Raw genomic sequence first — 25355 nt, forward strand, 5'->3', positions numbered from 1 at the left:
GTTGCAAATAAGTTAATTCTGTTGATATGTATTCTATCAGGAACTGTACATTTCATAAATATTCCTGATCTCCGATTGTTTTGGGTAATAATAAAGCATGGACTTTACATTGAATTTTCATTATAGTAATTCGGTATGAATAAATTTGAAAGGTAAGCAGGAGGGATGGCTTTGGCTTTTGGAGCACGGGTGTTAAAAACGGGAATCGCAGTGACGCTCGCCCTTTTTCTGAGCACGCTTTTGAACACCCATTCGCCTGTGGGGGCAGCGATAGCCGCTATTTTTGCCATGCAACCGTCGATATATAGGTCGTGGCGTTATTTTCTGGATCAACTCCAAACAAGCACACTAGGTGCAATCATGGCGTTGCTGGGCGGAATGGTATTTTCGAATGAGCCGATTGCAGTCGGGCTGGTATGTGTATTGGTACTTATGATATGTCTGAAAATAAATATGGCTGATACGGTTGGATTGACACTTGTGACCGTTGTTTCTGTAATGGAAGCCTCAGGGGACTGGAAATTTGCGGTGACCCGCTTTGCACTCACTTTGATTGGGATTGTATCTGCTTTTGTCATCAATGTTAGCGTTTTTCCCCCGAAACCGAAAAGGCAGTTTATTAATCAGATTCAAAATGTATTTAACAGCATGTCTTTGTTGCTGCGTACTGCCATTTCCGATGAGATTAAGGAGTCTGTCTTTAAAGAGGAAAAAGGAAATCTGGAGGGAGCAATTAAATCGCTGTCGGACAAATATCATTTGTTCGAGGAAGAGCAGAAGAAGCTCAAGCGCTCTAAGTTTAGTCAAACGAGACAAATGGTAGTATACAAACAAATGCTCGGAAGTTTGCACAAAGGATATGAGGTACTGGATGCAGTGGAAAGACACTACTTCCAGTCTCTACGGCCAAAGGGAACGGATGCTTTTTTTGACAGTCATCTGGAGCTACTGATTCGTTTTCACGAGCATGCTCTACTGAAATTCGAAAATAAGCTAAAACCGAATGAGGACGAAAGTGAATTGTTTCAGCAAGCCAACGGCGAATTTATGAAGCATGCGATTACACGTTTTGACCATTGTCAGGAGGGAATGCTGCGGCTTTCCATTGTAGCTGCGGCGATGTACGACTATGGTCATCAGTTGGAGAGGCTGAGCAGACTGGCCGATCATATTCATCCTGTGGAAGAGAGCAGATAGGCGAATTTCCTAAAAGAAAAGCGACCGCATTCATCAATCAGATGGCTGGTCGCTTTTTTATGTAATGAATTCAATTATGTAAGAACAGGTTAATAGAAGGTTGCCAGAACGCACAAAAAAAGCCCACTGGTTGCGAACAGGGACCGAACTTGCTACAATAGAGGATGCTCTGTTTTATGGTAAAACCATATGCATAAGTTGTGAATTACACTTCTTGTTATATTATAGCATGCTTCAAAGGATTAGTCAATTTTCCCGGATCAGGGGGATGCCGCGAGTATGCCCGGGTCCATAATAGAGCATAGTTTGTACGCAAGGGAGCCCTGCGTGGAGCAGGAGGAAACGGAACAGGAGCGATGTCAGTGACTACTGAACAGCAATGGAATGAAGAACAACGAAGAGTAGAAGATGTGACCGCAGTAATTAGCGGGCGTATTCGGAAGCTAGAGACAGAGGTTGGTTCTGTGCGCGGAGATGTCGTCGATATGCGTAAAGACTTCTGGGATGAGGTAACGATCAATTTCAGTGAGGCGGATGATGTGGGCGAGACGTCCACCAGTTTGCGTCAGCAGTCTGAGATTTTGTCTGAGCGGGAACGAAGACACAAGCATTCTACAGAGGCGTTAGGTCGTTTGAAAAAGTTACTTGATTCACCGTATTTTGCACGCATTGATTTTGCTGAGGAAGGGCAGACTGCGGAACGTGTTTATCTGGGGATTGCCTCCCTGCTGGATAATCAAGATGAGGAGTTTCTGATATACGACTGGCGCGCGCCTATTTCCAATCTTTATTACGATAACATGCCGGGGCCCGCTTCATATAAGACCCCGGCAGGGGAGATGGAAGGGGAACTCACGCTTAAGCGCCAATTCTCGATCCGTGATGGACAGATCCGTTTTATGTTCGATACAGGGGTGACGATTGGAGACGAACTTCTTCAAGCAGTATTGAGCCGCAGCTCGGATGCTCAAATGAAAAGTATTGTCGCTACCATCCAAAAGGAGCAGAATCGCATCATCCGTGATGATCGAAGTCGGATGCTCATTGTTCAGGGGGCGGCGGGAAGTGGCAAAACCTCTGCTGCGCTTCAGAGAGTAGCGTATTTACTGTATAAGTACCGGGATCGCTTACGAGCGGATCAGGTCGTGTTATTTTCGCCTAACCCGATGTTCAACAGTTACGTATCGACAGTATTGCCTGAATTGGGTGAGGAAAATATGCTTCAGGCCACGTTTCAGGAATATTTGGAGCGGCGTTTGGGCCGGGAGTTTCAGTTAGAAGATCCATTTGAACAGCTGGAATATGTGCTTTCAGCGTCGTTACAGCCTGGGTATGAAGCTAGGATGGAGGGTATCCGCTTTAAGTCGTCCAAGACATTCTTACATGTGATTACAGGCTACAAGACGTATTTGGAAAAGGAGGGAATGCGTTTTAAACCCATCCGCTTTCAGGGACGTGAGGTGGTTTCAGTAGAGCAAATGGCACGCAAGTTTTATGAATTCGACTCTACGGTGCGGCTGGCGAACCGATTGGAACTGCTGCGGGATTGGATGCTCAAAGAGCTGGCCCGCTTTGGTAAGGAAGAATGCTCCGCCCCATGGGTGGATCAACAGATGGATCTGATGGAGCCGGAGGATTATCAGCGTGCCTATAACCGCATGCGCCGTAAATCCAAGAATAAGGGCGATACCTTCGACGATTTTACGCGTGAAAGAGAAATATTGGCGCGTATGGTGGTCAGTGACCGCTTAAAGCCCCTGCGCAAATGGATTAAGGCGCTTCGCTTCGTAGATACGACCCGGCTCTACAGCGAGCTGTTTATGAACGAGACGCTGCTGAGCCAACTGGCGAATCATGCAGAGCTGCCCGTCAGCTGGGGTGAAATTAGTCGACAAACCCTGGAACGAATTCAGGCTGGGGAGTTAGCGTATGAGGATGTGACACCCTTTTTATATTTGCGTGAGTTGATGCTGGGTTTCCGTTCTAATAGCAACATCCGTCACGTGTTTATTGATGAGGCACAGGACTATTCCCCATTCCAACTGGCTTTCTTCAAGCGCTTATTTCCACAGGCTAAAATGACGGCACTGGGTGATTTTAATCAGGCTATCTATGCCCATGCCTCGGTGCTTCAGGATGCAGAGCCATTGTATGACTTGTATGGTGCAGATCAGACCGAAATGATTTCCCTGACACGAAGCTATCGCTCAACACAGGAGATTGTGGAATTTACCCGGGAAATGGTCGCTGGGGGAGAGCACATTGTGCCGTTTAATCGTAAGGGTGAGAAGCCTCTTGTAACCGAGGTGCATTCGCGTGAAAAGTTGCATCAACAGATAGCTGGGAATGTCACAGAATTGTTGGCAGAAGGGTATGAATCCATTGCGGTGATTTGTAAAAATGCTGACGAAAGCGCGGCAGCCTACGAAGCGCTGGAAGGAAAGCTGTCAGTGAAGCCAAAATTAATTAAGAAAACAACTCCCGCTTTTGAAAAGGGGATTCATATCATTCCGGCCTACCTGGCAAAAGGCGTGGAATTCGATGCGGTCCTGATTTATGACGGATCAGCGAAACAATACCAGCGTGAGAGTGAGCGTAAGTTATTCTACACCGCCTGTACGCGAGCGATGCATCTGCTGCATATTTATAGCATAGGGGAGATTACGCCATTCGTGAGTTTACGGGATTCGGATACGTATACTCGCAAAGTGGAAGAAAGTGATCGTGTTCTATAGAGAGGACATTGGCAATCAGCTGGGGGCAAATACCTTAGAAACCCATGCGATGCTTGAATAGATGTAGAGTTGGCTGGCATTATGGAGCGTATTCCAGTAACATAAGCAAATAAGAAAAACAGGTAAGAAGCATAAACGGAGGTTACAAACGTAATGGACATGAAGAGTGTATTTCAACGCCCGCCGCTGGCGGACTGTGTACCCGAGCTGGTGGCTACAGCTAGAGGGGAGCGCAAGGCATCGCTGGTGATCCGCGGAGGAACGCTGGTCAATGTGGTATCGGGCGAATTGCTGCCAGGCATGTCTATTGCTGTGCAAGGTTCTCGTATCGCTTACGTCGGTAGGGACGTCAGTCATACGATTGGAGAAGACACCATAATCATTGAAGCCGAAGGCCGCTATATGGCACCGGGGTTACTGGACGGACATTGTCACATCGAAAGCACACAGCTGACCGTAACTGAGTTCGCTAAGGCTGTACTGCCGCTGGGAGTGACGGGTGGTTTTTTTGACCCGCATGAAATTTCCAATGTACTGGGTCTAAAAGGGCTTCGTCTGATGCTGGACGAAGCACGTACGACACCGCTTGCTGCTTACATGCAGGTGGCTTCTTGCGTGCCGTCCACAGGTCCGGAGCTGGAAACGACGGGTGCCTCCTTCGGCCCGGCGGAAGTCGCAGAGGCGTTAAGCTGGGGCCCGGATATGATCGGGCTGGGCGAAGTCATGAATTTCCCTGGTGTCGTCTATGGAGACGATGTGATGATCGGGGAAATTCAGGCCACGCTGCGCGCGGGCAAGGTGGCGGATGGCCATTTTACATGGGCCTCCGATGATTGGCGTCTGCCGGTCTATGCAGCCGCGGGAATTACGGGCGACCACGAGTGTGTCACGCCCGAGGATGTAGCCGAGCGTATCCGGCTCGGCATGTATGCCAAGATGCGGCAAGGCTCCGCATGGCATGATGTGGCCGAGACGATCCGAGCCAGCACGGAAATGGGTCTCGACACGCGCCGCATGATGCTGGTAACGGATGACCGCAGCGCAGAATCCTTGCTCCATGAAGGACAGATGGATTTCGTCGTGCGTCATGCCATTGCACAGGGCGTCAAGCCCGTAACCGCGTTTCAGATGGCCACGCTGAATACGGCAGAGCGCTTCGGCGTGGCACGGGATATCGGAGCGATCATTCCGGGTGCGATTGCCGACATTATTTTGCTTGATGGCCGATTGGCCGAAGTGAATGTGACGGCTACCATCGCAGCGGGCCAGCTGGTGGCCGAGCACGGTCAAATGGTCGCCGATTGGGACGGCTTCGTTTATCCTGCGGAAGTGATGGACACCGTCCATCTGGGGCGAGAGCTGAGTGCTGCAGATTTCCGCATTGCGGCTCCAGTACAGGAGGGGGATGTACCTGTACGAGTGATTCGTGTTACGGAAAATCACGTGGACACGAAGGAAGTGCGGATGACCGTTCAGGTCCGTAATGGAGAAGTCACGGCAGATCCTGCACAGGATTTGTGCAAAATAGCCGTTTTCGAGCGCCATCATGCCAGTGGCAGTCACGCGGTTGCACTTGTAACAGGTGTAGGCTTCACCGAGCCGGCTGCGATTGCCATGACCGTCGCGCATGATAGCCACAACTTGCTCGTCATTGGTAATGATGACGGGCTCATGACCCAGGCGGCGAAGCAGGCTGTTGCCCTGCGTGGTGGCGTGGTCGTCGTATCCGCCTCGGGTGAGACGCGCTTCCCGCTGCCTATCGCCGGGCTGATGTCCCCAGCTCCGTTTGCAGAGGTGGCTGCGCAGTCCGAAAGTATCAGCCGGGCGCTTCAGCAATCCGGCTGCATGCTGAACAACGCGCTGATGACACTGTCACTGCTCGCACTGGTCGTTATCCCTGAAATCCGTCTGTCGGATCAGGGGCTTGTCGTGATCGGAGCGGATGGCATCCGCAAGGTATCTCTTTTCGTGGAAGAGGATGCTGCGGAAGTCTGATAGAACACGTCGCTGGGGGTTGTCCTGCAGGTCTGACCAGACCTGAGGGATAACCCCTGTTTTTCATATACGAAGCCAAAAAAGTTATCTTCGATTCCTTTATAAAAGTCAAGGAGAGGTGAGCAGATGCATCCCTATTATCGTTCATTAGAAAAGATGGCTCATCATGCCTCGATTATAGAGCAGGATTGGAACAGGTTTGTAGAGCAAACCCATGTGAAGCATATTCAGCAGGGAATTCGCCTTTTATCTTTTGGAGACGAAAAAAGTGTAATTAGAAAAAATCACATTATACAGTTGTGTTACTTATAATCTTCAGAAAACCGTTCTTCCCAGCGGTAAACATTAACTGATTAATGGATTTTCTTGCGGTATCGTTAAACAAATACCACTCATCTTTCGATACGTCATGAACTAAAATCTCTGGATATTCTGTTGAAAGTTCAGATGGAACAGGACTAATTAAAGAATAAATATCAAAACGAACTAAGCTTTTCCCTTTTTGGTCTAAGAAATCATATTGTGCATTTTTATAATAAGACCCAAATGTGTCAATAGTGAAGCTCCAAGAGTAGTTTGCAGGTGCTTCAACCTTTTCACCTATGTTTTTTGCAAAAATATTATAAATGGTTTCATTAAATGCATTTACATTAATTTGCTGAACTACGCCGCCCATAAACATATGGTATTCATATTGCAATGCTTTTACTTGTACACCGTCTATGAACAATGGTTTAGTATCAACAGTCACTGCAAAGTTGTTGTAATTGACATTACAGCCAAACGTCTCTGCAATAAAACGAAGTGGAACATATATGCGATTATTTTTCGTGTATGGTTTTACATCAAGCAGTATCTTTTCTCCGTTTTTTTCCGCGGTGTTTCTATTTATTGCTAATTTCACTTTCATATCGCTTTTAGCGAGAATAACCTCGGAATTGGACCACTCGACGCTAGCCCCCAAACTTTCACTAATAACACGTAGAGGTACCATTGTGCGTTTGTTCTTCATTTCGGGCTTCACATCGGATGTAGTAGTCACACCGTCAACTTTGATTTGATTTTCTGCTGCATAAGTAGTGGACGATGAAATAAATAAAAAAATTGTAAGAAAAGCCCCAAAGAAAGCTTTTTTCATAAATGATTGCTCCTTTCTTGGTTTAATTTGTTGCGAGCAATTTTACCCAATATTAAGACGCAACTGGATAAAGATCGTTGCGCTGTCCTGTCTGTTAACTTAACGTAACAACCAGTTTGTACTATTTAATTAACTTCCGACATTTACCAACTTTAAACTTCTAATCTTCCTGGGGAATTATGTCGATAACATTGAATATTATTCATAAAATTTATCAAAGTAAATCCTTAGGGGGAAAGTTAATGAGAATACAGCTAAAAGTTGCGATTTCTCTAGCATGTTTAATGATGTTTATAGGTTGCTCAGCCTCACCAGTATCACAGCAGACGACCAAGATTACACTTTTGAATTCCAAAAGTGAAATAAAAACTCAGTTAGAAGAAGTAGCAAAACAATACAATCAAGAGCACTCTGAAGTATCTTTGGAGATTATTACCGCTCCTGAGGGGACGTCTGCATATCAAAAGCTGATGTCGATGTACGGCTCAGGAAGTCCCGCTACCATGTCGATGCTGGATCCTGGGGATGCTCAGCAATTTCTGGATAAAGCCGTTGATTTAAGCAAAGAAAAGTGGGTAGCTGATACGATAGAAAATGGACTTGACGCCGTTAAGAAAAGTGATGCTGTGCTGGGGTTTCCATTTGCAGTGGAAGGCTACGGATTAATTTACAATAAGAAAGTGCTGGACAAAGCAACAGGTGGGGCTTTTGATGCTTCCTCGGTAAAAAGTAGAAGCAACCTGAACTCATTAATGGCTAAGATTCAGAAGACGGGAGTAGCACCGGTCATGCTTTCACCAATGGACTGGTCTCTCGGCTCTCATCTTTTAGCTTTGTCTTATTCTGTTCAGCCTGGGGGTTTTCCGGAGTTTGTTAAAGGTATGCAGGATAACTCCATAGACATGTCCCAAAACAGTGTGATGTCTGGATGGGTACAAACTTTAGACCTACTCAAGGATAACAGCATCAATAAGAATTCGCCTTTGGACAGCACGTATGACGATGGAGCTAAAGCATTAGGAGAGGGAAAAGTGGGGCTTTGGTTTATGGGCAACTGGGCTTGGGCGGGGATTAAGAGCAATGATACAGCAAATGAGGAATACGGTTTTTTGCCCCTTCCGTTAAGCGATAATACGGATGACCCTAACAATGCTAAGATTACAGTCGGTGTAACAAAGTATATTTTCATTGACTCCACAGCTACCACACCTCAGGAGCAAGAGGAAGCAAAGAAGTTTCTGAACTGGCTGGTATACGACAAGTCCGGACAAGATTTTCTTGTAAACAAGGCTAATACGGTACCCGCGTTCAAAAATATTGATTTAGAGCCTGCCGATCCTTTGGGAAGATCAATCAAGTCGTATATCTCGAGCGGAAAGACGCTGCCGTTTATGTCAACCCTTCCACCTGATCATGCAGCCATCACAGGAGCATCTATCCAAAGCTACATCAGTGGAAAGATAGATAAGGCTGAGCTGTTGCGCCAAATACGCATATACTGGAAAGCTCAGCAGTGATGATACGAGACCAGTTACGGGAGGAAGATAAAGATGATTAAATTAACGTTAAAGAAAAAAATAATTAGTGCAGCACTCATACTGGTTATCGTACTGTCCCTTTCAAGTGTTATAGGCGTCATTAAGATGTCGGAAATGGGTGAGGCTTCTGACAAGGTAAATAACAGGTCTTTACCCGCGGTTATTCTTCTTCAGGGTATGGATAAGCAGATTACAGAAATCGATAGACTCACCGTTCGATTGATACTTGAAGAGGATGCGGCTGTTCGCAGCACTTATCAAGAAGAACTAACCAAAGCTACTGCTTCAATGGATAAGAGTGTAAATGAATATCAAAGTTTAGCCTCTACGGCAGAGGAAAAAGAACTGTTCACCAACTTTTATGGTCAGTGGGCAATGTATCTTCGCCATCTCAAAGTGGTTTCCGCTGCCATGGAAGAAAACGACAAAGTGATGGCCTACATGATCATTCATGGAAATTCTTCTATTTATAAGGCAGCATTAGACGATGTAAATAAACTGAAGCTACTTAATGAGCAGTACGCTACTGATGCCGCTAATCAATCGAGTCAATCTTACCATTCAGGTAGAATTTTAATGATTTCTCTAACGATCATATGTACGATACTTGGAATCATTGGTTCTTTTTTACTGGCTCAATCGTTCACTAAGCCCATATTAAAGATAGCGGAACAGATAAAGCTGGTAACGAGGGGGGACCTGCAAGTGGAACCCCTTAGTATCCGATCAAAAGATGAGGTCGGGGAACTGGCATCCGATTTTAATGAAATGTGCGATTCACTGCGCAACCTTTTAAAGGAAGTTGTGGATAATTCCTTACTGGTTGCCTCTACAGCAGAACAGTTAACGGCCAGTGCCGAACAGACAAGCATCGCTACCGAGCAGATAGCTATAAGTGCCACTCAAGTCGCAGAGGGATCTCAGACACAGCTTGCAGATATAGCTGAAACGCTGAATTACACGGTAGACGTTTCTAAAAGTGTAGACAACATCACCAATCGCTTTGTTCATGTGGCTAATCTCACAACCCAAGCACAAGAAAAAGCAAACAACGGGAAAACCCGAATGTCTTCGACTGTCTCCCAAATAAGAGATGTGCATACCAAGGTAACTCAATCCGCTGAAGTGGTAAATATTCTAGGCGAAAAGTCGGCGGAGATTAAACAGATCACAGCTATGATCAGTGATATAGCAGCCCGAACCAACTTGCTTTCACTAAATGCGAGTATAGAAGCTGCAAGAGCGGGAGAGCAGGGGAAAGGGTTTGCGGTTGTTGCTTTTGAAGTACGCAATTTGTCGGCACAAGCAAGTGAAGCAACAGGCAAGATCTCTTCTCTGGTCAACGAAATTACCTTAAGAACAAACGAAGTCGTGCTTTCAATGAACGAAGGTGTTCAATCTCTAAATGAAGGTATGATGCTTGTCGAAGGTGTCGGTAACGTCTTTTCTGAGATTGTAGGTGCCGTTGAAGAAGTGAGCGGTGAGGTGGACACTGCGGCTGTAGAAGCAAGATCTGTAAATGAAGGAACCGTTTCTATGGTGGAATCGATGAGAAAAATTGCTGAAATCTCCGAACGTGCAGCCGATTCTACTCAAACAGTCGCAAGCGTGGTCGAGGAAACTACCGCTTCCATGCAGGAAGTGTCTGCAGGTGCTAACATGCTTGCCAAGCGGGCGGAAGAGATGAATCAAACGGTGTCGGTATTCAAGATTTAAAATAAGCTTCAAATTAACTGGAGTTAAGAGCGGCAGCCTTGGACGAGAAAAACAAGTCCTAGACTGCCGCTGTTCTGTTAAGCTCAAACCATTAGATTACGAATGAACTGCTTCAGCTTTTTTGTTTGCTCTTTTCAAATCTTGTTTACGGCGTTCCTCCAGATACCGTTCCCCATTCTTCTTGTCTGCTGTCAGTGTAAAGCAGGATATGATGGTGAACAGGCCTGCAATGGAACCCAGAATTACATAAGTAATCGGGAAATTTAATACTTCATACATATGCCCAACAATGGGTGAGAAAATGGAAACCACCAGGGAGCCCATAAACAAGTACAGCAGGTACATAGTGGAGGACAAGCGCTGGTCAAAGTTAACGGTAATGTATTTGAAGATGGCTACCAAAATAAGCGGTTTCTCCAGGGAGTGAATCATTTTCATTGCAGCGACCCATATGGAACCGAATGGCAACGAAGAGCCGATAATACGCAAAGACATAATCGACCCGGCAATAATTAATGCCCATTTGGCGGTCGTTTTGTTCACAAACCAAGGAGTAACGAAAAGGAACACAAATTCCAGGAAAACTTGCACAGCGCTCAAATCGCCAAGGAATTGATTTCCTTCCGCTTTGGAACTGAACTGCGATACGAAGTATGTGGCAAACTGTTGGTCATATACCTCATAAATTTGGGTCACGCCAACCATGAATAGCATAAGAAACCAGAACTTTTTGGTACGTACGAGATGCAGTACATCAATTAGCTTCAACGATTCTGTTTTCTGCTGCTCCTGTCCGGAAATTTCGACTTTGGTCAGGAAGATGCAGATCATGGCAACAATGGCAGATACCGAGGCGATCCAGAAGGTCAGATTTACATTGATATTGATGACCCGTCCAGCAACAAAAGTAGCCGCCGCCCATCCGAGCGAACCCCACATACGAACCCGTCCGTATTCAAAGCCATATTTACGCGAAACTTTGTCCATATACGAATCGACGACACCGTTACCTGCATTAAACACCAGGCCGATAAATAGCGCACCAACAATGGCACCAATGACGAACTGCGTTTGAAGCAATGGACCGTACACATAGATAAAAAAGGGTCCGACGAGCAAAAGGATTGTAAAGAGTATGTACAGCAGATGTTTTCTCAAGCCCAGCTTGTCAGATAAGTAACCGAACAGGGGCTGCATGATCAAGGCGACGATTGAATTAGCCGCGTATAGAAATCCCGTGTAGGTTTGTGAAATTCCCAGGCTTTGTCCCAGCCAAATGACAAAAAAAGACATGGCGGCAGACCATGTAAACAGATAAGCGAAGTTAAAAATACTCAAAGACCAATAGTTGCGTTTTGCCAAATTCATCATGTTTAAGCACCCCTTTAAATTGTAGCGGCTCAAATTGTATACAACGTCAAATGCATTGTCTGTACTATTAATTGTAAGGATTATTCAGATGCTTCCATAGGGCATTTTCCCAAGATTTCCTGTACTTATTACAATCAGTTGATAATTCGAATAAAACAGCCGATCCTGATATGGATTAAATATGGTAAAATATACAAAACAGATTATGTATTACTCTTTCGAACAGAGATGAAGAATGCGTATGATTTTAAAGAAATCTAACATAGCGAACGCTTGAGAGTTAACTCACTTTCTTTATCCAAAAGCAACCAGGCAGCTCTTGATGTAAGCGATATGACGATAACATGAGAATATGCTGTTACATGGGTGTTTGAACTAATTAAAAACTTTTACGAGACCTACCAGGTGTGTGTAACTACATCTACGTCTTGTAAGAAATAAGTCCTAAGTGTAAAATTCCCTTATAGTTCATTAAGCTCACTAAGTAGGAGGAGAAACATAGGGGGGCATCATAATTGTAAAAGCAAGGGGATGAAGTGATTTATTTTGCAAGTACAAAGTTACTTGAAACAGTGATCGTATATAAAGTATTGTGTAACGATGAGTTATGACGAAACCCACTCACCCTAAGGGACAGGTTATCACCCTACACTAGTCAGAAGGGGGGAGCGGATGGCTGTCCCTGATTGGTGATGGCATTTAGATCGAACTGAGCATTATTTGTGAAAAGCACCAGATTACATACTCTAGGCAATCAGATACCGTTCTTTGGATGCAACATGGGCTACGTCCCTATTAACATATATTATACAAATTAAAGAGAAAACGAATAAAAACAAAATGTTGTGAATTCGTAGTTGGAGGATTTATTATGTCGAAAAGTGTTTCTGCGTCCTTTATTATCATTATAGGATCAATGCTATTTGCCTTATTTTTTGGTGCAGGGAATCTAATCTTTCCACCTATGCTTGGGCAAATGGCTGGAAAGAATGTATGGATAGCCAATGCAGGTTTCTTGGTTACTGGAGTTGGCTTACCATTACTAGCCGTCACAGCCTTTGTTTTTTCGGGCAAAAGCAATTTGCAAACTTTAGCGAGTCGTGTACATCCTGTATTCGGCATTGTCTTTACAACTATTCTTTATCTAGCCATCGGGCCTTTATATGCAATTCCTAGAACCGGTAGTGTGTCATTTGAAATTGGAGTAAAACCTTTTTTTTCAAACAATGCAGATCATCCTGTCGCACTTTTTGTATTTACTATCCTTTTTTTTGCAGTTGCATGTTTGTTATCACTTAATCCTACAAAAATTATTGATGTAATCGGAAAGTTTTTAACACCCATTAAATTGACATTCATTGGATTACTTGTGATTGTAGCTATTATTCACCCAATAGGAAAGTTCCAAGAACCTGCGGAGGGTTATACATCGAATGTCTTTTTCAAAGGCTTTCAAGAGGGGTATTTAACATTGGACGCTCTTGTAGCCTTTATTTTTGGAATTATCATTGTGAATGCAATTAAGGATAGAGGAGTTACTTCCAAAAAAGAGTTGATGATCATTTGTGCCAAAGCGATAGCAATTGCGGTTATACTCTTAGCTTTTATCTATACGTCTCTTTCATACATGGGAGCTTCTAGCGTTGAAAAATTGGGTGTTTTAGGAAATGGGGCTGAGGTGTTAGCTAAGGTTTCCTCCTATTATTTTGGATCTTATGGTTCTATTCTATTAGGCTTAATGATTACAGTAGCGTGTTTAACGACAAGTGTGGGGCTTATCACTTCCTGCTCTTCCTTTTTTCATGGATTATTTCCAAAAGTCTCTTATAAAAGAGTTGCTCTCATGTTATCTATATTTAGTACCCTTGTAGCTAACATAGGTTTAACTCAGCTCATTAAGGTTTCAACGCCAGTATTAATGGCAATATATCCTATTGCTATTTCTCTAATATTTTTAACTTTTTTACATCCCGTATTTAAAGGAAGGTCAGAAGTATATCAAGGCAGTTTGATATTAACCTTTATCATTAGTTTATTTGATGGCTTGAATGCTGCTGGAATAAAAATTAATGTAATTAATGATTTTTTCACTCATCTTCTTCCATTATATAATGTAGGGTTAGGGTGGTTAATTCCCTCTGTTTTAGGAGGCGTAGCTGGCTACATATTTACTAAGTTAAGAGGAAGAAAAATAATTTTAGTACTTATGAAGCCCAAAAAAAATAAATGATTTATCCTATGCATATTAGTCTGTTATATAAGGGACAGCAAGCGCCTGATCTGCTTCGTGCTGCTTACGGTACTGCGAAGGGGTCAGGCCGTTCCATTTTTTAAAGGTCGCAATAAAATAGCTTAGATTGTCAAAACCAACATCCAGCGCAATATCAACCACTTTGCGATCACTTTGCTCCAGCAACCTGCAAGCCTTTTGAATCCGATGATAGTTAATATATTCTACCGGGCTTTTCTGAACCATCTGCTTAAAAAAACGGCAAAAATGCCCCTCACTCATTCCAATCTCATCTGCGATCTCCCGTAAACGTATAGGCTCATGAGCATGACTGTTAATATACACCAGCGCTTTTTTGATCCGTTCAACTTTATTGCGTTGCCCTGCCATAATCACATCCTCTCCGTTAGCGGGGGTCATGTGTGGGTACAGACAGGCGATCATGCTATAGAGCTGCGCCTTGGTCGCCAGTTCACGGGCAGGCGCATTCTGCTCATGGCTGGTGATAATGTGTCGCAATGCAGCCAGCACCTCTTGCTCCCAGGGCTGCACGCCGCGAATGTGAGGGGGAGGGACAAGCTTTTTACTGATAAATGGGTCAATAAACTGCGTTTGCACCGTATCCTGCGTGCGGCTGTGCAGCATGTCGGGGTGAAACACCACCGCAGAAAATACGCAACGAGCGCTTTTTTGTAAATAACCTGCATGAAGCTCGCCGCTGTTGACAAAAAGAGCTTCACCTTCGTTCACCTCCGTATAGACCATATCCGTCTGAAATATGGCGCTCCCCTGTTCCACTACGATAAACTCCATCTCCTCATGCCAATGGGACTCCAGTACACTATTTCCATTTAGCTGCTCTACGCTCGGATATACGCTGACCGGATACATGGGATTGCCGTGAATTCGATTTTCCCGCAACATTTCTCTTTGCATTTCTATGACTCCTTTTCCGCAAACTGATTTATATATAAAACATCAAAATATTGATACAATACGTCAAAATAAAAGAAGTAAACCCTTACATAAATCAATATTATTATAGTAAGGATTTCGAAAAAATCCAACAAGCGATTTGGGATTAAGAAAATAAAGATTGAAGCGGAGGAAGAAACAGATGAAATTTACTGATGGCTATTGGATGGTTCGCAAGGGCTATGAAATACAAAATCCTGCTGAAATCCGTGATATTGTGACGGACGATGCTTCCATGACGGTATATGCAGCGACCCACCGGATCGAGCATAAAGGAGATACGCTGAACGGAGCGTTGCTGAAAGCGACCTACAGCTCGCCTATGCCGAATGTCATTCAGGTGCGTCTGAACCACCATAAGGGACGGGTGCATCAGGGACCGAATTTTGAAATTCACACCTTGCCAACAGAGGTAGACATTACGGTGGATGAGGACGTAGCGGTACTGAAAAGCGGCGATCTGAGTGTGCGAGTCGGCCGTGGGAAGAGCTGGGATGTAGGCTTTTATGTCGAAGATCGCAAAGTCACAGGCAGCGGACATCGGGGACCAGGCTATATTACAGACCCGCAGGATCTGCCTTTTTTCCGGGAACAGCTGGAGCTGGGCATCGGTGAGTACGTATACGGACTTGGAGAGCGTTTCACTCCATTCGTAAAAAATGGCCAGGTAGTTGATATCTGGAATGAAGATGGCGGGACTAGCAGTGAGCAGGCATATAAAAACATTCCATTCTATCTATCTAATAAAGGGTATGGTGTGTTCGTCAACCATCCAGAAAAGGTATCCTATGAGATTGCATCGGAAAATGTATCAAAGGTTCAGTTTAGCGTCTCCGGCGAATCGTTAGAGTATTTTATTATTGGTGGAGCTAACCCTAAAGAAGTACTGGACAATTACACCAAGCTGACGGGTAAGCCTGCATTACCACCAGCCTGGACCTTTGGTTTGTGGCTGACCACTTCGTTCACAACAGATTATGATGAAGCGACAGTGAACCATTTTGTCGACGGGATGGCTGAGCGGGATCTGCCACTCTCGGTATTCCATTTTGACTGCTTCTGGATGAAGGAATACCAATGGTGCGATTTCCAGTGGGATCAAGACATGTTCCCGGATCCGGAAGGCATGCTGCAGAGATTGAAGGCAAAGGGTCTCAAAATTTGTGCATGGATCAATCCGTATATTGCGGAAAAATCCATTTTGTTCGATGAAGGTATGGAGAATGGTTATCTGGTCAAAACCGCCGATGGCAGCGTGTGGCAATGGGATATGTGGCAGGCGGGGATGGGGCTGGTTGACTTCACGAATCCGGCTGCAGTCGCCTGGTACCAGGATAAGCTCAAGGTGTTGGTAGATCAGGGGGTGGATTGCTTTAAAACTGATTTTGGCGAGCGCATCCCTACCCATGTGGTATATCATGACGGCTCTGATCCAATGAAGATGCATAATTATTATACGCATTTGTACAACAAGGCTGTATTTGATGTGCTGGAGGAAAAGCTGGGTAAAAATGAAGCCGCGTTATTTGCGCGTTCCGCTACAGCCGGGGGGCAACAGTTCCCGGTTCACTGGGGCGGAGACTGCTCGTCGACGTATGAGTCGATGGCGGAATCCTTGCGAGGCGGTTTGTCGCTTGGTTTGAGCGGCTTCGGCTTCTGGAGCCATGATATTAGCGGCTTTGAGTTAACGGCTGCGCCGGACGTGTACAAACGGTGGGTACAATTCGGGCTTCTGTCCTCTCATAGCCGTCTGCACGGAAACGAATCCTATCGCGTGCCTTGGCTGTTTGATGAAGAATCAGTCGACGTGGTGCGCAGCTTTACAAAACTCAAATGCTCGCTAATGCCATACCTGTATCCTTCTGCTGTGGAATCCTCAGTAAAGGGACTGCCGATGATGCGGGCTATGGTATTGGAATTCCCGCAGGACCCAACCTGTGCAACGCTGGATCTGCAATACATGCTGGGGGATTCCATTTTGGTAGCCCCGATCTTTAATAAAGAAGGCAATGTGCAGTATTATGTACCAGAGGGTAAGTGGACAAATTTACTTACGAATGAGAGCGTGTCAGGTGGTTGTTGGGTTAACGAGCATCATGATTTTACAACTTTGCCTGTGCTCGTGAAGCCGAACACACTTTTGGCAATCGGTCATGAGAACAGTCGTCCGGATTATGATTATGCTGATCAAGTGGCGCTTCATTTGTTTGAACTTGGTGAGGGGCAACAGGCTCGAACGATTATCGTGAATACGTCAGGTGAAGAAGAGCTAACGGTTACTGCTAGCCGCAAGAATTCTGTCATTACGGTGAAGGCAGAAGGTGCTGTTAAACCATGGTCGATAGTCCTGCGCGGTATCCACGAGGCTGTTCAAGTGGAGGAAGGCAGTAGCCAGTCGGGAGAACAGGGTGTAACCATTACACCAGCTTCCAGCGGACAGCAAGAGCTTACTATTCACTTGGGCTAGGTAAGGCGCTAGAAAGTGGATGAAGTATGTCATAATGTAGCGATTATATGCAAAAAAGGGCTTGCCTGATCCAATAGGCAAGCCTTTTTTGATGCAGATTTTTGATAGAGACCAGTTGCAACTTTTAGCTTTGGTGTTTATTTCTATTTATTCTGCTGGAGTAGCAGCGGTACAATATACTGCCGGAAAATATCTACAGGAGTCCTTTTCTTTTTAAATCTATCAGCGGTAACGACAACAACCATGTCATACGACGGGACGACAACAATATATTGCCCACCAAAGCCGAGAGCGTAAAAATAGTCCGTTTCAGTTCCTATCTCTGTTTCATCTGAAAAGGAAGAAGTCCACCAGTGCCAGCCGTAAAATGCCTTTTGTGGTTTGGCAGCAGGAAGAAACGGACGGGTTGAATATCGGACTGTCTCTGTTTGGATGATCTGCCGTCCTTCCCAGCCTCCTTGGTTCAGATAAAGCCGCCCGAATTTGAGCATGTCCATCGGCCTGAGATGCAGTCCGAATCCACCCGTATGAGTACCCTGAGGATCGGTTTCCCAATGATAGCTTTCGATACTGAGCGGTTGGAATAATTGCTGCTCGGCAAATTCAGCAACTGTTTGTCCAGAAACATTACGTAGTATGGTGGCCAAAAGTTGAGAACAGCCAGAACTGTATTCCATTCGCTTACCTGGCACATCCGATAATGGCTGTGAAAGCACAAATTGCACCCAGTCTGACGTTTTGCTCATGGTAGGAAAAGAATTTTGTCCGCCAAATTCCGTCCAGTTAAAGCCTGCGGACATCGTCAGCAGATGTTCAATCGTAATATCACGCTTACGAGAATCACTATCTGTGGCCAACTGGGGAAAGAATTCGAGGATCGGCGTCTCCGGTTTCGCTCCCCGTTGCTGGTCCATAGCGATACTAACTAATGCGGAAATCACGCTTTTGGTACAGGAATTTATTTTATAGAGTTCATTAGCAATTTGAGGTTCACGATAGTAATTCATGATCATGTTACCCTGCTGCTCAATAAGGCAGCTGCGGGTTTCCAATTCGTTAAGCACGTGAATAAGCGGTTTTAGTTCCAGACTTTTCATGCAGATCCTCCTTGAGGCTTATGGCATAGCAATACATAGTATATCATTTTAATAGTCCGAAATTCGAAGAGTACAAACTGAAAACAGTTCATTTACTAATTTTGAATTTTTTTGTTCTTTGATATTAAAAAAGATATATATGTTCACTGAATAGACACAAGTATATTTAAAAATCTATACACTTTTTCTGTTTCATTCAAAAAAACAATCGAATAAAACGATATATAGTAAGTTGGACATTTTATTCAGAAATAACTGGGGGACCGATTCATGAATTTAACAATTAAGGCCAAAATGATTCTTAGCGCGATACTGATTCCGAGTGTGATTGCAGCTATGCTGCTGACCAATTACATTTTAAGCGTACATAGTGAGAATGAGTACAAGGATATTATGAATCGTGAAGAGGCTATTGCGTATAACTCGAAGTCTCTTCAATTTTTGTTAAACGGCATATCTAATGATGAGCGGGCATATTTGCTAACTCGTGATGAACAGTACGGGCGAGAGATCGGAAACAAGCAAAGTGAAGTTGCAAAGTTGCTACAGGAGACAGAAGCTCTGCTTAATACAGGTAATGAGGATTCTAAGAAAAAAATGACTGATCTCAAGACGGGGATTAATACTTACATGAATCAAGTTCATCGTTTACTGACTACAGCGGGGTATCAGAGTACAAGAGACGATGCTTTCCCGCCATTTTCTGATTTGCTCGATGATTTTGAAAACGAACGGGTGTTGCGTAAGCAACTTGATACCAAGGTAGTAGCCTTTGTCAAAGCTCAAGAAGATATGGTAACGGTGAAAGTACAGCAAGCGCACCAAACGATGACGAATACATCCTTGATTATGAGTATTGTAGGACTTCTAGTTATCATTTACAGTATTGTTCAATCCATCGTTTTGATTCGTTCAATTCGTCCATTACACCATATGAATGAGCAGCTGTTGGAAATGTCTGAAGGTGGGGGAGATTTGCGTAGCCGACTGGATATTACGTCCAAAGACGAAATCGGTATGATTGCAAGCTCCTACAACAAGCTTATTGAGGGGTTCCGCAGTATTATAGTGGATGCTCAGGATACGGCGCGTACATTAACCGTAACCGCAGAGCGGGTTAGCGTAAGTACAGAGGAAATGAATCAGGCCAATCGTCATACTTCCGGTGTAATGGAAGAGCTAGCGGCTGGTATGGAGCATCAGGTCGATGATATTACACAAACTACAGATACCGTAAAAGAGCTAGCCCACGAACTGGAGCATATTGCAGCTACGAGCCAGCAGGTGTATGAGTTGTCTGATACAGCCGCTAAAGATGCAGAAGCAGGAGAACAATCTATAGGTCAGGCTATGCTTCAGATGGAGAAGGTAAGCGAAAGTGTAGACAGCTCTGCACGTGCTGTACGTTCACTTAGTGAACAGGCCGAACAGATTGGCATGATCGGAGCTGTTATTACCGGGATAGCCAAACAGACAGGAATGCTGGCGCTCAACGCGTCGATTGAAGCGGCAAGAGCCGGAGAGCAGGGCAAAGGATTTGCAGTTGTAGCCTCTGAGGTAAGAAGATTGGCCGAGCAGGTATCGGTTTCAGCAGCAGAAATCACACAATTTGTGCAAAATATTCAGGAGCATGTTGGAAATGTCGCTTCCAGTATGCAGACAGGGACGGTTGAAGTGCAGTCTGGCGTAAAGGTTATGCAATCCGCAGAAACCGCATTTCGTCAGATTGGAAGTTCCATTCAACTGGTCAGCGAACAGATTCACAGTGTAAATCGGTCTGTAGAACAGATGTCCGGCGGTTCCGAGCGAATGGTGGAAGCAGTAGAACGTATTCGTGAAGTAGCAGAGCAGTCGGCAGGGGGAACCCAGAGTGTCAGTGCGGCAGCTGAAGAGCAGCTGGCTTCCATGGAGGAAATTGCATCATCTATTCATACATTGGCGGATATGTCGCAACTGCTGAATGCAAGGGTCGGTGGATTTAAAGTGTAACCGCATAAATCCCCACCAATGTAAACACAATAACATCTGTTGAACGAATCAGAACAGCTGTGTTATTACTTTTGCAAAGGTGGTAACGGGATGCAACGAAATAAAGGGAATCTGCTTGCGTTAGGTTCCATCCCGCTGATGATGACGCTGGGTAATTCCATGCTGATTCCTGTTTTACCGGAAATCGGACGTAAGCTACATGTAAGTTCTTTTCGGATTAGCATGTTGATTACAGTATATGCGGTAGTGGCCATTTTACTGATACCGATTGCGGGCTATCTCTCCGACCGATTTGGCCGTAAGGCGGTGATTGTTCCCTGTCTGATTCTGACTGTGATTGGAGGGGGGATTTCTGCGGCGGGAGCATGGCTGCTTCACGATTCGGCAGCATACTGGACCATTATTGGAGGCCGTCTACTTCAGGGTGCGGGAGCGGCAGGGGCTTTTCCTATAGTCATTCCGCTTGTAGGTGATCTGTACGAGAACGAGGATGAGGCCAGCAAGAACCTGGGCGTCGTCGAGACCTACAACACATTCGGTAAAGTGTTAAGTCCGATCCTCGGTGCCGCGTTGGGAGCAGTTCTATGGTTTTTGCCATTGGCAGTAATTCCAGGTCTCTGTCTGATTTCGCTCATTTTGGTGCTTTGGCTGATCCATGTGCCCAAACGTAAGAACCAACCGATTATTTTTCGAGAGTTTGTGGGAAATGTGAAGCGGGTGCTTGCTGAAAAAGGACGCTGGCTCTATGCTATTTTCGCTATGGGCGGTATTTGTATGTTTGTCATTTTTGGCGTCTTGTTCTATTTATCCGACATACTAGAAAGTCGTTACAACCTCCGTGGAGTCTGGAAAGGTTTTGTGCTGGCCATTCCGCTTATTTCCCTCTGTCTGTGCTCTTATGTAGGAGGCAAGATTATCGGCAAACACAAAAAGCGCATGAAATGGATCGGTTTCAGCGGTTTGGCCATATTGACGATCAGCTTTGCCATTCTCGGATTTTTTCAACATATTTATGCGGTGATTGGGTTGTTTACGTTAGGGGGAGGCGGAATTGGGCTCGCATTGCCTTGTTTGGATGCCCTGATTACGAAGGGAATTGAAAAAGAGGAGCGCGGAACCATTACTTCGTTGTACAGCAGCATGCGCTTTGTCGGGGTATCGCTAGGCCCTCCGGTTGTTTCCTTGCTGCTGGGTCGCAGTGGACATGGTCTGCTCTTTGGCGTGATGGCCGCAGTGGGAGGCATTGCAGCTCTGCTGATGCTATTTGCGGTCAAACCCAAGCAGGATGAACCAACAGATGACAAATCCAGTGACCGTATGAGTGTAAATGAGGAGCTAACAGGGGTGGCCCGAGAAAAGCCTCTTTCTTCCAAGCTAAAACGCAAAACTCCTGCGAAATAAATGAAAAGGCACCCGTTGTCCATGAAACTATGGCAACGGGTGCTTTTGATTATAAGCAGTTATAAACTAAATGTATTTGAAAACAATAGCTTTACCCATTGAGAGAAACATGCGATTTAGGCTTACGGCTTGCGATGATTTGTATAACATAGATCAGCAAAAACAGTACAACAAACAGCGAGGAAAGGCGGTACATCCACGCATAATCACTTGCTTTGGCAATAATGCCAAGTATAAGCGCACCGGCTGCAACCCCGAAATCGAGGGAATTGAGAAACATACCATTTGCCATGCCTCTTTGTTTAGGAGATACAATCTGAATCATCCAGGTCTGCAGGGTTGGCTGCATGACACCAAACCCGATACCGTAGCAAAGAGCCGACACATACATGAAATCATCACTGTGCGCGTAGGAAAGCAGGAGCAGACCGCCAATTAAAAAGAGGGAGCCGGGGATGAGCAGTGCTTTTGCTCCTTTTTTGTCATAAATACGGCCCGAGAAGGGACGCACAATCAGCACGGAAACCGCATTAAACAGGAAAAAATAGGCCGGGTGCGCCAGATTTGCTTCATTTCCGTAAAGCGCCATAAAGCTGAGTAATCCGCCATATGTAATAGACATCAGCATGTTCAGTAAGGCGGGAATCCACAGTTTACGGTTAAATGCCGGTTTTCGCCCCTCTTCCAAAGGAATCATAGGGGGTTCGATGTGCCCCTTAGGTAATGTACGAATGAGCCAGTGAGCCAAAGGGAATATAACAATAATGACAGCTGCTGTCGTATAGGCGAGCAGGTTAAAGCTCCCGTATTGCAGCATTGAGATGCCAATGGTCGGCCCAATCGACATCGCTAGACTGGTGGATAAACTAAAATACCCCATTCCTTCACCAAGGCGCTTGGACGGGATGACGTCAGAGGCCATCGTTGGAAAAGCCGTACTGCTCATACCGAAGCCGATCCCGAATAACATCCGCATGAGCAGAAGCACTGTAATCGTCGGCGAAACACTGTACCCCAGCGTTCCTGCCAATGCAAACAGCAGCCCCACGAAGATCAGAGTGCTGCGATGCCCTTTTTCCAGCATACGGGCGGAAAAGAGCCGTGCCGCAATCGCACTTAAAGCAAATAAAGTGGTAACGAGACTAACCTGAACGGAACTAGCGTGGAATGTATTTTTCACATAAGAAGGAATAGAGGATAGAATCATCTGTAATTCCAAAAACAAAAATAAATTGGAAACCGTAAGAACAATAAATTCCTTGGTCCAAAGAGGTTGCTTGCTTTGTTGCATATTAATCGTTATCTCCTTGTTTTTCTGATTCGGTCATGTTGGCGTGAATTTGTAAAAGAGTCTGGCGGAATTGCTCCAGATCGGCTGAGGAAATTCTTCTTACAAAATCGTGATTGGCATCATATTCAATAGGAAGAATCTCTTTTACAAGCTGTCGGCCTGCTTCAGTCAAATGAAGTAAATAGGCTCGACGATCCTGAGGGCTATTCACACGCCGTACCCAGCCCTTCTTGTCTAATAAATCAATAATTCGAGTCGTGGTCGGCTGGTCCTTCACGGCCTTAGCTGCAATTTCTTTCTGATTTAAACCCTCAGCCTGATAGATTTGGTACAGAACCGACCATTGCTCTGGGGAAATATCATAAGGCTTGAGACGCTGCAAGAGCTGCTGACTCATTTTGCGGTGAGTAATCCCGAGCAACATCCCAATGGAACAATCGGGAGGCAAGTTATTCATAAGGTACTCCTTTCTGTTTCCCGTACATAAATTACTTTGAAATCAATTAGTTGTTATAACAATTATATGAACAACAAGTTATTTTGTCAAAAAAAAGTTGTTCGGCGTTTTTATTTCTGCCATCACAAAACAAAACAAAAAAACAGCCCATAAAATACGGGCTGTTTAGGTTGATATAATATCGTTTGCCATGACTGGCGAATTAAGCTTTAGGTACAGTTTCCCAGTCCTTCAGGAAGCGTTCGATACCACTGTCTGTCAGCGGGTGTTTCCACAGAGAAGGGAGCAAGGAACCTGGAATGGTGGCAATATGTGCACCAGACAGAGCAGCATCTTCTACATGCTTAATGTTGCGGATGGATGCCGCGATGATTTCGGATTTCAGACCATGGATGTCCAAAATTTGTCTTAGTTCGCGAATCAGCTTCATACCATCAACAGCGATATCATCCAGACGTCCTACGAATGGGCTGATAAAAGTAGCGCCAGCTTTGGCTGCCATCAAACCTTGAGCCGCGGAGAAAATCAGTGTTACATTCGTTTTGATTCCGTTCTTGGTCAGCTCGTTACAAGCGTACAAGCCGTCTTCGGTCATAGGAAGCTTGATAACCACGTTCGGTGCCCACTTGGCGATATCATAAGCTTCTTTGAGCATATCTTCAGCCTTCAGGCCAATAACCTCAGCACTTACGGGACCTTCAACGATACTGCAAATCTCCTGAATGACTTCCTTGAACACTCGACCTTCTTTAGCGATCAGTGAAGGGTTCGTTGTTACACCATCAACCAGACCCAAACGTTCAATACGTTTGATTTCTTCAATGTTACCAGTATCCAAGAAAAATTTCATTTGATTTCCTCCTCAGGTTTATATAATTCATAATACATATCACATGCGATGTACACTAGCTCATTTAAATGTAGCATATTGCACACGTTAAACTTATAATTAGTATGTATTACATCCTTAATTGTGACACATTTTAAATTTGAAAACAAGCTGTCTATGATTAAAATTTGATGAATTGTCGGAAGATGCTGAAATTTACCGATCTATGCTCATTTATAATATATACTACCCCACTTCATAAGGAGGTAATCATTATTCAACTGTCTGAAAGACAGCGGGAAATTGTTGATATTGTCCAGCGTCTGGCACCTGTAACAGGGGATAAAATTGCTGAAACACTGGGACTGACGCGTCCGACTCTCCGTTCTGATCTTGCTCTGCTCGTTATGCTCGGGCTGGTAGATGCCAAGCCGAAGGTAGGCTACTTGCCAGGACGTTACCCCAAATATGATAGTCATATCGGCAACATGCTCAAAAAGCTGACTGTGGCGGATATACTTAGTGATCCGATTTTGATTTCCGGTGAAACGACCGCCTATGATGCGGTGCTGATGCTGTTTCAGCAAAATACAGGCACGCTGATGGTCACAGGGGAGGAGCAGGAGCTCATTGGAATTGTTACGCGCAAGGATTTGCTGAAGGTCATGCTGGGGCATACCGATCTTCACACCGTCCCGGTGACCATGGCAATGACGCGCCGGGCCCAAATGACGACGCTTGCTCCAGAAGACTCTTTACTGGAAGCGATATCGAGACTGATTCGGCATCAGGTCAATTGTCTTCCAGTTTTGGACGAGCAATGTAGCTCCTCAACTCCAATTCAAGGGTTGGTAGGGCGGGTTACGAAAACGGACATCATGAACGCCATTCTGAGCTTGACAGAAGAAAAAACGTAAAAGATGAATAAG

Annotated in this window: 17 protein-coding genes; 10 read left to right on the plus strand and 7 right to left on the minus strand. The window is 45.0% G+C overall.

Annotated features, from left to right (window positions below; translation table 11 throughout):
* Nucleotides 1–165 precede the first annotated feature (165 nt).
* The 3 genes from NSQ58_RS23085 to NSQ58_RS23095 all read left to right on the plus strand — a co-directional run bounded on the left by NSQ58_RS23085 (nucleotide 166) and on the right by NSQ58_RS23095 (nucleotide 5927).
* The gene (locus tag NSQ58_RS23085; protein ID WP_175405266.1) at nucleotides 166–1197 is read left to right on the plus strand and encodes an FUSC family protein; all 1032 of its coding nucleotides are present in this window, start codon (nucleotides 166–168) and stop codon (nucleotides 1195–1197) included.
* 356 nt (nucleotides 1198–1553) lie between these two features.
* Nucleotides 1554–3932 carry an RNA polymerase recycling motor HelD gene (gene helD / locus NSQ58_RS23090; RefSeq protein ID WP_264453908.1) on the plus strand — a complete coding sequence of 793 codons (2379 nt, stop codon included), beginning with the start codon at nucleotides 1554–1556 and terminating at the stop codon, nucleotides 3930–3932.
* 153 nt (nucleotides 3933–4085) lie between these two features.
* Complete coding sequence (locus NSQ58_RS23095) at nucleotides 4086–5927, plus strand: adenine deaminase (RefSeq protein WP_341058277.1); 1842 nt, start codon at nucleotides 4086–4088, stop codon at nucleotides 5925–5927.
* 289 nt (nucleotides 5928–6216) lie between these two features.
* Here NSQ58_RS23095 and NSQ58_RS23100 read toward each other — a convergent pair whose 3' ends face one another.
* Nucleotides 6217–7065 (minus strand): copper amine oxidase N-terminal domain-containing protein, encoded by an 849-nt coding sequence (locus NSQ58_RS23100; protein ID WP_341058279.1) that lies wholly within the window; start codon nucleotides 7063–7065, stop codon nucleotides 6217–6219.
* A gap of 242 nt (nucleotides 7066–7307) precedes the next feature.
* Here NSQ58_RS23100 and NSQ58_RS23105 point away from each other — a divergent pair, with 242 nt between their 5' ends.
* Together NSQ58_RS23105 and NSQ58_RS23110 are read left to right on the plus strand one after the other, a co-directional pair.
* On the plus strand, nucleotides 7308–8582 hold the full coding sequence (locus tag NSQ58_RS23105; RefSeq protein ID WP_341058570.1) for an ABC transporter substrate-binding protein: 1275 nt from the start codon (nucleotides 7308–7310) through the stop codon (nucleotides 8580–8582).
* A 33-nt stretch (nucleotides 8583–8615) separates the two neighbouring features.
* Complete coding sequence (locus NSQ58_RS23110) at nucleotides 8616–10319, plus strand: methyl-accepting chemotaxis protein (protein WP_075154055.1); 1704 nt, start codon at nucleotides 8616–8618, stop codon at nucleotides 10317–10319.
* A gap of 96 nt (nucleotides 10320–10415) precedes the next feature.
* On the opposite strand, the gene NSQ58_RS23115 is transcribed toward NSQ58_RS23110, so the two are convergent.
* Nucleotides 10416–11690, minus strand: coding sequence for an oligosaccharide MFS transporter (locus tag NSQ58_RS23115; RefSeq protein WP_034095014.1), 1275 nt, complete (start codon nucleotides 11688–11690; stop codon nucleotides 10416–10418).
* Between the two features lie 871 nt (nucleotides 11691–12561).
* Here NSQ58_RS23115 and brnQ point away from each other — a divergent pair.
* Nucleotides 12562–13920: a branched-chain amino acid transport system II carrier protein gene (gene brnQ, locus NSQ58_RS23120; protein ID WP_341058280.1), complete on the plus strand. Its 1359-nt coding sequence runs from the start codon at nucleotides 12562–12564 to the stop codon at nucleotides 13918–13920.
* Between the two features lie 15 nt (nucleotides 13921–13935).
* Here the strand turns inward: brnQ and NSQ58_RS23125 are convergent, their stop codons facing one another.
* The gene (locus NSQ58_RS23125) at nucleotides 13936–14856 is read right to left on the minus strand and encodes an AraC family transcriptional regulator (protein WP_028542770.1); all 921 of its coding nucleotides are present in this window, start codon (nucleotides 14854–14856) and stop codon (nucleotides 13936–13938) included.
* Between the two features lie 181 nt (nucleotides 14857–15037).
* On the opposite strand from NSQ58_RS23125, the gene yicI reads away from it, so the two are divergent.
* Complete coding sequence (yicI, locus tag NSQ58_RS23130) at nucleotides 15038–17362, plus strand: alpha-xylosidase (RefSeq protein WP_341058282.1); 2325 nt, start codon at nucleotides 15038–15040, stop codon at nucleotides 17360–17362.
* 143 nt (nucleotides 17363–17505) lie between these two features.
* On the opposite strand, the gene NSQ58_RS23135 is transcribed toward yicI, so the two are convergent.
* Nucleotides 17506–18459: a serine hydrolase domain-containing protein gene (locus tag NSQ58_RS23135; protein WP_341058287.1), complete on the minus strand. Its 954-nt coding sequence runs from the start codon at nucleotides 18457–18459 to the stop codon at nucleotides 17506–17508.
* Nucleotides 18460–18729: 270 nt separating this feature from the next.
* Here NSQ58_RS23135 and NSQ58_RS23140 point away from each other — a divergent pair, with 270 nt between their 5' ends.
* Together NSQ58_RS23140 and NSQ58_RS23145 are read left to right on the plus strand one after the other, a co-directional pair.
* Nucleotides 18730–20448, plus strand: coding sequence for a methyl-accepting chemotaxis protein (locus NSQ58_RS23140; RefSeq protein WP_341058288.1), 1719 nt, complete (start codon nucleotides 18730–18732; stop codon nucleotides 20446–20448).
* A gap of 90 nt (nucleotides 20449–20538) precedes the next feature.
* A complete protein-coding gene (locus NSQ58_RS23145; protein WP_341058289.1) occupies nucleotides 20539–21849 on the plus strand; it encodes an MFS transporter in 1311 nt (436 codons plus the stop codon).
* 91 nt (nucleotides 21850–21940) lie between these two features.
* On the opposite strand, the gene NSQ58_RS23150 is transcribed toward NSQ58_RS23145, so the two are convergent.
* From NSQ58_RS23150 to fsa, 3 genes are all read right to left on the minus strand, one after another.
* Nucleotides 21941–23140: an MFS transporter gene (locus tag NSQ58_RS23150; RefSeq protein ID WP_341058290.1), complete on the minus strand. Its 1200-nt coding sequence runs from the start codon at nucleotides 23138–23140 to the stop codon at nucleotides 21941–21943.
* Between the two features lies 1 nt (nucleotide 23141).
* Nucleotides 23142–23597, minus strand: a complete 456-nt coding sequence (locus NSQ58_RS23155; RefSeq protein WP_023988117.1) for a MarR family winged helix-turn-helix transcriptional regulator — start codon at nucleotides 23595–23597, stop codon at nucleotides 23142–23144.
* 202 nt (nucleotides 23598–23799) lie between these two features.
* Nucleotides 23800–24447, minus strand: coding sequence for a fructose-6-phosphate aldolase (gene fsa, locus NSQ58_RS23160; RefSeq protein ID WP_013309811.1), 648 nt, complete (start codon nucleotides 24445–24447; stop codon nucleotides 23800–23802).
* A gap of 185 nt (nucleotides 24448–24632) precedes the next feature.
* Here fsa and NSQ58_RS23165 point away from each other — a divergent pair, with 185 nt between their 5' ends.
* Nucleotides 24633–25343 (plus strand): CBS domain-containing protein, encoded by a 711-nt coding sequence (locus NSQ58_RS23165; protein WP_028542764.1) that lies wholly within the window; start codon nucleotides 24633–24635, stop codon nucleotides 25341–25343.
* The last annotated feature ends 12 nt before the right edge of the window (nucleotides 25344–25355 follow it).

Origin of the sequence: Paenibacillus sp. FSL M7-0134 (assembly GCF_038007865.1) — a bacterium.
GTDB classification, from domain to species: Bacteria; Bacillota; Bacilli; order Paenibacillales; family Paenibacillaceae; genus Paenibacillus; species Paenibacillus polymyxa_B.